The organism is Aliivibrio logei (assembly GCF_001691055.1).
Classification (GTDB): domain Bacteria; phylum Pseudomonadota; class Gammaproteobacteria; order Enterobacterales; family Vibrionaceae; genus Aliivibrio; species Aliivibrio salmonicida.
Map to the genome: position 1 here is coordinate 1 of NZ_MAJU01000073.1, position 309 is coordinate 309.

The window sequence follows — 309 nt, forward strand, 5'->3', positions numbered from 1 at the left end:
GCCTAGAATCGCATTTAAGCGCTCTTTTCTCAAAAACAGGGAAATCTAGCTAAACAGGGCTAAAAACGCCAATAAACGCAAAATAGGAGCATTTAGACCATGAAATTGAGTGATGCCGAAAAAAATAATCGTTTGTCAGAGGTGTTTTTAAAGAAATCAGATCGAGAATATTACGATTTAGAAATCACTGAAGATCATCAAAAACTTTATGATCAGTACGTTTCAGGTGATTTAAACAAGCAAGATTTTGAAGAACAACTAAACAAATTGATTAAGTAACCGAGCGAGTGTCTACGAGCGACTGAGCGT

At 35.9% G+C, this 309-nt stretch carries 1 protein-coding gene; it reads left to right on the top strand.

What is annotated here, in order from left to right:
* The first annotated feature begins 99 nt into the window (after positions 1 to 99).
* The gene (locus A6E04_RS20865) at positions 100 to 279 is read left to right on the top strand and encodes a hypothetical protein (RefSeq protein ID WP_020847111.1); all 180 of its coding nucleotides are present in this window, start codon (positions 100 to 102) and stop codon (positions 277 to 279) included.
* Positions 280 to 309 lie beyond the last annotated feature (30 nt).

Coding starts and splice junctions, on each gene's coding strand:
- A6E04_RS20865 (WP_020847111.1), top strand. CDS start 100: ATGAAATTGAGTGATGCCGAAAAAAATAATCGTTTGTCAGAGGTGTTT.